Source organism: Sandarakinorhabdus sp. (assembly GCF_040398645.1).
Taxonomy (GTDB): Bacteria; Pseudomonadota; Alphaproteobacteria; order Sphingomonadales; family Sphingomonadaceae; genus Sandarakinorhabdus.
On record NZ_JBBATR010000011.1, the window covers coordinates 31,567 to 38,776 of the forward strand.

The following is a 7,210-nucleotide window of genomic DNA, read 5'->3' on the forward strand; positions in this document are numbered from 1 at the left end:
ACCCAGGCAAAATACACCAGCTGCATCACATATGCCTCAGGCCGGTGCGCAGATAATCATAGCCGGTGATCAGCGTGAGGATGGCTGCACCCCACAGCGTCGCCAGGCCGATTTCCATGGCCGGCAGCCACGGCAGCAGCGGTTCAACACCCACGAGGATCAACGCGCCCAGCGACACCAGCTGCGCGGCGGTTTTCCATTTGGCCAATTTGCTCACCGGCATCGAAACCGCCAGCGTCGCCAGATATTCGCGCAGGCCCGACACGATGATTTCACGCAACAGGATGATCAGGCCGGCGACCACGCTGTAGCCGTGCAACACCTGCGAATCGACCAGCATGACGATCACGGCCGCGACCATGATCTTGTCGGCAATCGGATCGAGGAACTGGCCGATTTTCGATACCGTGCCCCAGGCCCGCGCCAGATAGCCATCCAGATAATCAGTGATTGCCGCCAGCGTATAAAGCGCAAAGGCCGCCAGCCATTCCCACGGGTTGTTGCCCCACATCAGCCAGACAAGGCCCGGCACCGCCAGGATGCGCGACAGGGTGAGCAGATTGGGGAGGCTGGACAACACACAGGCACCATAGGCAATCGCATCGCATCAGGAAAGTTGCAGAAGGGACATGTCATGAAGGTTTCGCACGCCGTATTGCACCGCCGTTCGGTGCGCGGCTTCCTGCCGACCCCGGTGGACGCCGCCGTGCTGCGCCGCGTGGTTGAACGCGCGGCGTGGGCGCCGTCGGGCGGCAATCTGCAACCCTGGCATATCGATGTGGTGGGCGGGGAGCGGCTGGACGCCCTGAAGCAGATCATGATGGGCAAGCTGATGGGCGGCGGTGAGATGGAAACCGCCGAATATGATATTTATCCCAACGTCTTGCCTGAGCCGTACAAGGGCTATCGGTTTGCCGTGGGGGAGGAGCTTTATGCGAGGCTCGGTATCCCGCGCGAAGACAAGGCCGGGCGGCGGATGTGGTTTGCCCGCAACTTCCAGTTTTTCGGCGCGCCTGTAGCGCTGTTCTGCAGCGTGGCGCGCACCATGGGTCCGCCGCAATGGAGCGATCTGGGCATGTATCTGCAAACGCTGATGCTGCTGCTGAAAGAAGAAGGGCTGGATTCGTGCCCGCAGGAATGCTGGGCGATCTATCCCAGGACCATCGGCGAATTTGTCGGCATTCCGCCCGAACGCATGTTGTTCACCGGCATGGCGATTGGCTTCATCGATCCGGATGACAAGGCCAACGCATGCCACCCGGCGCGGGCACCGATGAGCGATTGGGCGCAATTTCACGGGCTGTGAAATCGGTCGGCCAGCGATCGGCACAACGGGCCGGATCGGCCACTTGCCATGCGCTCCGCAATGGGCATGCTTGGGCGGGGAGGCAGGCTGATGGATATACCCAAGAAGGAATCGCCGCTGGCGCTGATCGGTGTCGTGCTCGGCTTGATCGGCACCAGTGTCGGGATCTGGAGCCAAGTTGGCAAGCGCAACCTGGAGGACCAGATCGGCCAGATCGAGCTTGCGCAGCGTGCGCAGGACGTCGAAATCAAGCGCAAGCAGGACGAGCGATCCCAAGAGGTCGCCGACCGTGACTATCTGTTGCGCGTCACCGACAAGGTGATCGCAGCCATGGAGCCGCCACGCTCCGCCGAACGGCAACAGGTGGCGGCCTTCCTTATCGACACGCTGAGGGACGGGGTCAGTCAGCGACGTCTGCGCAACGCCTTGCTGTCGGCTGCTGCGCCGCAGGTGAGGGCCAATCTGGAACTGACTATCGCCGAAGAGGCGAAATTCGCCACTGTTGAAATCGCTGATCAGGCGGCACAAGCCAAGGGCCAACCGGTGGCGGCAATCAGGTTGCCAGGCGTCGACAGCCAGGCCGCTGGCACCATCGGCAAGCTGGCGGTGGACATATTCTGGTGCGAAGGTCCGGACGGTGACAGGCACCGTATGCAGGCCGAAGCCTTGTTCGGCGCAGCGACGGCATCGGGCCAATTCGGCCGGGTGCGGGTGCGGCCGTTGCCCGAATCGGTCAACCGGCGGCCGGGCTATGGCATTGTCGGTAACATCATTCGCCATCAGGATGTCGAGCGGGCGGGTGCCGGCCAATTGCTGAGGCTGTCGGTGACCGTGACAGGGATCGCCCGCAGCTTCTCGATGCAGCAGATCGAATTTCCCACCAAGGACTATATTTCCGCCTTCCTGTGCACATCTGGCTGATCGCGGACAGGCCTGGCGCGGCCCCGGCACCATCAATTTGCTTGTGTGTTCGATGAACGGGCTGTGGTCGCCGCCGCCTGGAATGTGGCCATGCAGGGTTTGGCTGCGTCAGGCTGTTCGGATTTGCCGGTCCATAAACGCGCGTACTTGACTGCTTGACAGAAATTAAAGTGCCGCTCAGATATTGCCGATGCTCCGGTTGGCCTATGGCATAAACTTGCTGATTCTCGTGCCTGTATGCGCCACGATGCTGTTGGCGCGCGATGGCGGGTTGCGGGCGATTTTCGGCACGGACGTCAATGGCGATGCGCCGGCCATCCGGCTCATGATCCTGTCGATGTGGCTGGCGATCTTGATGGCATCGGCCGTTGGTCTGGTCTGGCCGCGGCCGTTCTGGCCGGTTCTAGTGATCCAGATCCTCTACAAGACACTGTGGCTGGCGATGTTCGCCTGGCCCGCATGGCGCGCCGGGCAGGCTGTGCCCTGGGGCATCGCTGGCAGCTTCATCTTCATCGTGTTGGTCTGGCCGCTGATCCTGTGGATGGTGAGGCCGTGGCAAGCGCCGCTTTGATCCACGACGCTTTGCATCAAGCCTGTCTTGGCCCCAGTCCCATCATTTTGCGGGTGCGCTCGATAAACGCGCGATTGTCACCCTTGTTGTCTTTCAAGGGCAAGGCTTCCGGCACTTTCAATCCGCGCTGAACGGCGGGGCGGGCGGAGATGGCTTCGATCCATCGCGACAAATTGGGCAGGGGGCTTGTGTCCACCCCGGTCCAGCCGGCGGTGCGCACCCAGCAGAAATGCGCGATGTCGGCGATGCTGTAGTCGCCGGCCAGAAAGTCACGGTCCGCCAGCCGCGCATCCAAAAGGCCCAGCAGTCGCCGCACCTCGCCCAGATAGCGCGTTTGCACAGCCGGCAGCTTTTCGGGCCAATAATGCCCGAACAAATTGGCCTGGCCCATCATCGGCCCCAGCCCGCCAACCTGCAGCATCAACCACTGCAGCGTTTCGGAGCGGGCGCGTGGCTCGCTGGGCAGCAATTGCCCGGATTTTTCGGCCAGCCAGATCAGGATAGCGCCCGATTCCATCACGGCAAAGCCGTCATCGATGATCGCTGGTACCTTGCCGTTGGGGTTCAATTTCAGGAACCCGGCCTGCTTCTGCTCGCCCTTGGCCAGATCGAGCGGCTGCACAAGGTAGGCCAGCCCCATTTCCTCCAGCGCAATGGAAACTTTGTAGCCATCGGGCGTGGGCGCGGTGAACAATGTGATCGGCATGGCCAAAGCCTAGACGGTCAGCCGTTCGGGTGGAAGTGGTGCCAGATCGCCAGCGCCATCGCCTTGGAAATGCCGGGGGCCTTTTCCAGATCCTCCAGCGTTGCGCCCTTCACCGATCGGCTGGTGCCGAAATGCATCAGCAGCGCCTTTTTGCGGGCCGGGCCGATGCCGGGCACATCGTCGAGCAGGCTTTGGGTGATGGCCTTGCTGCGCTTGGCGCGGTGCGCGCCGATGGCGAAACGATGTGCTTCGTCGCGCAGGCGTTGCAGGAAATACAGCACCGGCGCGTTGGGCGGAAGCGTCATTTCGCGGCCCGACGGCAGATGGAAAATCTCGCGGCCGGCGTTGCGGTCCGGGCCTTTGGCGACGCCGATGATGGTCACATCGGCAACGCCCAGCTCTTCCAGCGCGGCCAGCACCGCCGACACCTGGCCCTTGCCGCCATCGATCAGGCACAGATCGGGCCAATTGCCGGTTTCACGGTCGGGGTCTTCGCGGTCGAGCCGGGTGAAGCGCCGGAACAGCATCGCCTTCATCATGGCGAAATCGTCGCCGGGCGTGATGGCTTCGTCCTTCATGTTGAATTTGCGATACTCGCCCTTCCGGAACCCCTCCGGCCCGGCGACAACCATGGCGCCCAGCGCGTTGCTGCCCTGGATATGGCTGTTGTCGTAGATTTCGATGCGGCTGGGCGGGGCATCAAGATCGAAGATTTCTGCCAGTTCGCGCAGCAGCTTGGCCTGGGTGGTGGTTTCGGCGCGGCGGCGCTGAATGGCCTCCTCGGCGTTGCGCTGGGCCTGCTCGACGAGGCGCCGGCCGTTGCCGCGCTGGGCATGGCGAATCGTCACCTTGCGCTCGGCCCGCACGCTCAAGGCTTCGGCGAGCAGATCGGCTTCGGGCAGGGCGCGATCGAGCAGCAATTCACGCGCTGGCGGCAAATCTTCGTATAATTGCGCCAGAAAACTCTGCAGGATTTCGGCTTCGTCAACGCCGTCGGTGTGGCTGGGGAAAAAGCTGCGGTGGCCCCAGTTTTGCCCGCCGCGAATGAAGAACACCTGCACGCACACGGCGCCGCCATCCACCGCCATGGCGATCACATCGGCATCGGTGGTGGCATCGGTGGCGTTGATCGCCTGGCTGCCCTGAATATAGGTCAGCGCCTTCAGCCGATCGCGCAGCACGGCGGCGCGTTCGAAATCCATGGTTTCGGCCGCGGCTTGCATCGCGCCGGCCAGTTTTTTCTGCACATCCTGGGTGCGGCCCGACAGGAAGCCCTTGGCGTCCGTGACCAGTTCGGCATAGGCCTCCGCGTTGATGCGGCCGGTGCACGGGGCCGAGCAGCGCTTGATCTGGTGCAGCAGGCACGGCCGGTCGCGATTTGCGAAGAAACTATCGGTGCAGCTGCGCAGCAGGAAGATTTTTTGCAGGGCATTCAGCGTCGCGCCCACCGCGCCGGCGCTGGCGAACGGGCCATAATAGCTGCCCTTGGCAACCCGCGCGCCGCGATGTTTGGAAATGCGGGCAAATTCATGGCCATCGCGCAGCAGGATGAACGGGAAGCTTTTGTCGTCGCGCAGCAGCACATTATAGGCTGGGCGGTAGCGTTTGATCAGCTGCGCCTCCAGCAGCAGCGCTTCGGATTCGCTGTTGGTGGTGATGATTTCCATGGCACGCGTTTGCGACACCATGCGCTGCAGGCGGCGGGGCAGGCGGGTAACCTGCGTGTAATTGGTCACCCGGTTTTTCAGCGCGCGCGCCTTGCCGACATACAGCACCTCGCCGCTGGCATCGAGCATGCGGTACACACCGGGCTTGATCGGCAACGTCTTGACGACGGCGCGGATGGTTTCGACGCCGCGATCCAGATCGGGCACATCTTTGCCGCGCACCGTGTAGGTGGCGGTTTCCTCGGAGAAGCGGTCGGGGGTCGTCTCGGACATCGTTCGACTGGCGATACAGGGCCTGTCATTGCAAATCCACATGTCGATGCTACCCAGGCGATATGACCCTCGTGCGCTCCCTTGTTGTTGGCCTGGCCTTGCTGTTGGCGGCGTGTGCAGGCAATCGCCCACAAGCGCCGCTGGCGACGACGGGGCCGTCGGCCAATCCGGTGATCCTGATCTCCGTCGATGGCCTGCGCGCCGATTATCTAGGGCGCGGCATCACGCCGACCATCACGGCCATGGCAGCGCGCGGTGTCACCACCCCGGCGATGCGGCCGAGCTTTCCCTCGCTCACCTTCCCCAATCACTACACGCTGGTGACCGGGCTGCGGCCGGACCGGCACGGCATCGTCAACAACAATATGGACGATCCGGCGCTGGGCCGCTTTGCCATGTCGATCCGCACCGCCGTCGAAGATGCGCGCTGGTGGAATGACGGTGAACCGATCTGGGTAACGGCTGAAAAGGCCGGTATTCCCACTGCGACGATGTTCTGGCCGGGCAGCGAGACGGCGGTGCGCGGCGTGCGCCCGCGCAACTGGCTGCCGTTCGATGGCAAGATGCCGGAGGCGGCGCGCGTTGATCAACTGCTGGCCTGGCTGGATATCCAGCCGCGCGCCGGGCTGGCCACGCTGTATTTCGATACGGTTGATCATGACGGCCATAGCTATGGCCCGGATTCGCTGCAGGTGAACGCAGCGCTGGCTGAAGTGGACCGGCAGGTGGCGCGGTTGCTGGCCGGGCTGCAGGCGCGCGGCATCGCGGCGAATATCGTGCTGGTGGCCGATCATGGCATGGCACAGGTGGCTGATGATCGCCGGGTGCTGCTGGATCAGATCATCGATCCGGCCAAGCTGACGCTGGTGGCCGGCGGCGCGGTGGCCGCGATCAATGCGCTGCCGGGCCACGAAGCGGCCGTGCAGGCGGCGCTGCTGACGCGCCATCCGCATATGCAATGCTGGGCCAAGGCCAAAATTCCGGCCGCCCTGCATTATGGCAAGCATCCGCGCGTGCCGGCAATCATCTGTGCTGCAGACGTCGGTTGGATGATCTGGCCAAGCGCGCCCAAGGCGGATCCTCGGCGCGGGCCCCTGGCGGGCATGCACGGCTATGATCCGGCGCATCCGGACATGGCCGCGGCATTTGTCGCCGCTGGGCCGGCGTTCCGGTCTGGTGTGGTGCTGCCGCCGTTTGACAATGTCGATGTGCACCCGCTGCTGCTGCGCTTGCTGGGCCTGCCGGCGATAGCCACCGATGGCGATGCCGCACGCTTGCAGCCGGCGCTGCGCTAAACTGAACGCCTGCGCCAACAGCGACATTGCACCGGGCGCGCCAAAGGCTTAGGCCGCGCGAAATATGACGTCCCCGCCCATCCATACTGCAATCGTCACCGGCGGTGCCAAGCGCATCGGCGCGGCGATCACGCGCGCAATGGCGGCCGATGGCTGGCATGTGCTGATCCACTGCAACAGCAGCCGCGCCGAAGCCGACGCGCTGGCAGCGGAACTGGCTGCCGCCGGTCATTCGGCCAGCGTGGTGGCCGCCGATCTGGCTGATCCCGACGCCGTAGCTGTCATCATGGCCGCTGCGCAGGGCCTGCCGCCGGCGCGCCTGCTGGTTAACAGCGCCAGCCGCTTTGTGTATGACCGCATCGAGGATTTTGCCGCCGATGATTTTGATCTGCACATGTCGGTCAATCTGCGCGCACCAGCGCTGCTAACGCGGGCGTTTGCCGCCGCATTGCCGGACAGTTTGGCTGAGCC

The 7,210-nt window shown here is 63.7% G+C and carries 8 protein-coding genes; 5 read left to right on the top strand and 3 right to left on the bottom strand.

Annotated elements, in window-relative coordinates:
• Positions 1-25: 25 nt before the first annotated feature.
• The gene (gene pgsA / locus ABWP50_RS04280; RefSeq protein WP_353216755.1) at positions 26-577 is read right to left on the bottom strand and encodes a CDP-diacylglycerol--glycerol-3-phosphate 3-phosphatidyltransferase; all 552 of its coding nucleotides are present in this window, start codon (positions 575-577) and stop codon (positions 26-28) included.
• Between the two features lie 57 nt (positions 578-634).
• Here pgsA and ABWP50_RS04285 point away from each other — a divergent pair, with 57 nt between their 5' ends.
• The 3 genes from ABWP50_RS04285 to ABWP50_RS04295 all read left to right on the top strand — a co-directional run bounded on the left by ABWP50_RS04285 (position 635) and on the right by ABWP50_RS04295 (position 2,798).
• Positions 635-1,306 carry a nitroreductase gene (locus ABWP50_RS04285; RefSeq protein ID WP_353216756.1) on the top strand — a complete coding sequence of 224 codons (672 nt, stop codon included), beginning with the start codon at positions 635-637 and terminating at the stop codon, positions 1,304-1,306.
• A gap of 90 nt (positions 1,307-1,396) precedes the next feature.
• A complete protein-coding gene (locus tag ABWP50_RS04290; protein WP_353216757.1) occupies positions 1,397-2,227 on the top strand; it encodes a hypothetical protein in 831 nt (276 codons plus the stop codon).
• A gap of 190 nt (positions 2,228-2,417) precedes the next feature.
• Positions 2,418-2,798 (top strand): hypothetical protein, encoded by a 381-nt coding sequence (locus tag ABWP50_RS04295; RefSeq protein WP_353216758.1) that lies wholly within the window; start codon positions 2,418-2,420, stop codon positions 2,796-2,798.
• A gap of 16 nt (positions 2,799-2,814) precedes the next feature.
• Here the strand turns inward: ABWP50_RS04295 and ABWP50_RS04300 are convergent, their stop codons facing one another.
• Together ABWP50_RS04300 and uvrC are read right to left on the bottom strand one after the other, a co-directional pair.
• Positions 2,815-3,504 (bottom strand): glutathione S-transferase family protein, encoded by a 690-nt coding sequence (locus tag ABWP50_RS04300; protein ID WP_353216759.1) that lies wholly within the window; start codon positions 3,502-3,504, stop codon positions 2,815-2,817.
• Positions 3,505-3,521: 17 nt separating this feature from the next.
• Positions 3,522-5,444: an excinuclease ABC subunit UvrC gene (uvrC, locus tag ABWP50_RS04305; protein WP_353216760.1), complete on the bottom strand. Its 1,923-nt coding sequence runs from the start codon at positions 5,442-5,444 to the stop codon at positions 3,522-3,524.
• A 62-nt stretch (positions 5,445-5,506) separates the two neighbouring features.
• Here uvrC and ABWP50_RS04310 point away from each other — a divergent pair, with 62 nt between their 5' ends.
• On the top strand, positions 5,507-6,739 hold the full coding sequence (locus ABWP50_RS04310; protein ID WP_353216761.1) for an alkaline phosphatase family protein: 1,233 nt from the start codon (positions 5,507-5,509) through the stop codon (positions 6,737-6,739).
• 64 nt (positions 6,740-6,803) lie between these two features.
• The coding region (locus tag ABWP50_RS04315) for an SDR family NAD(P)-dependent oxidoreductase (protein WP_353216762.1) at positions 6,804-7,210 on the top strand (407 nt) is incomplete at its 3' end.

Bases quoted from the DNA above. Each gene is read 5' to 3' on its own strand.
- ABWP50_RS04285 (WP_353216756.1), top strand. From the start codon at position 635: ATGAAGGTTTCGCACGCCGTATTGCACCGCCGTTCGGTGCGCGGCTTC.
- ABWP50_RS04290 (WP_353216757.1), top strand. From the start codon at position 1,397: ATGGATATACCCAAGAAGGAATCGCCGCTGGCGCTGATCGGTGTCGTG.
- ABWP50_RS04295 (WP_353216758.1), top strand. From the start codon at position 2,418: ATGCTCCGGTTGGCCTATGGCATAAACTTGCTGATTCTCGTGCCTGTA.
- ABWP50_RS04300 (WP_353216759.1), bottom strand. From the start codon at position 3,504: ATGCCGATCACATTGTTCACCGCGCCCACGCCCGATGGCTACAAAGTT.
- uvrC (WP_353216760.1), bottom strand. From the start codon at position 5,444: ATGTCCGAGACGACCCCCGACCGCTTCTCCGAGGAAACCGCCACCTAC.
- ABWP50_RS04310 (WP_353216761.1), top strand. From the start codon at position 5,507: ATGACCCTCGTGCGCTCCCTTGTTGTTGGCCTGGCCTTGCTGTTGGCG.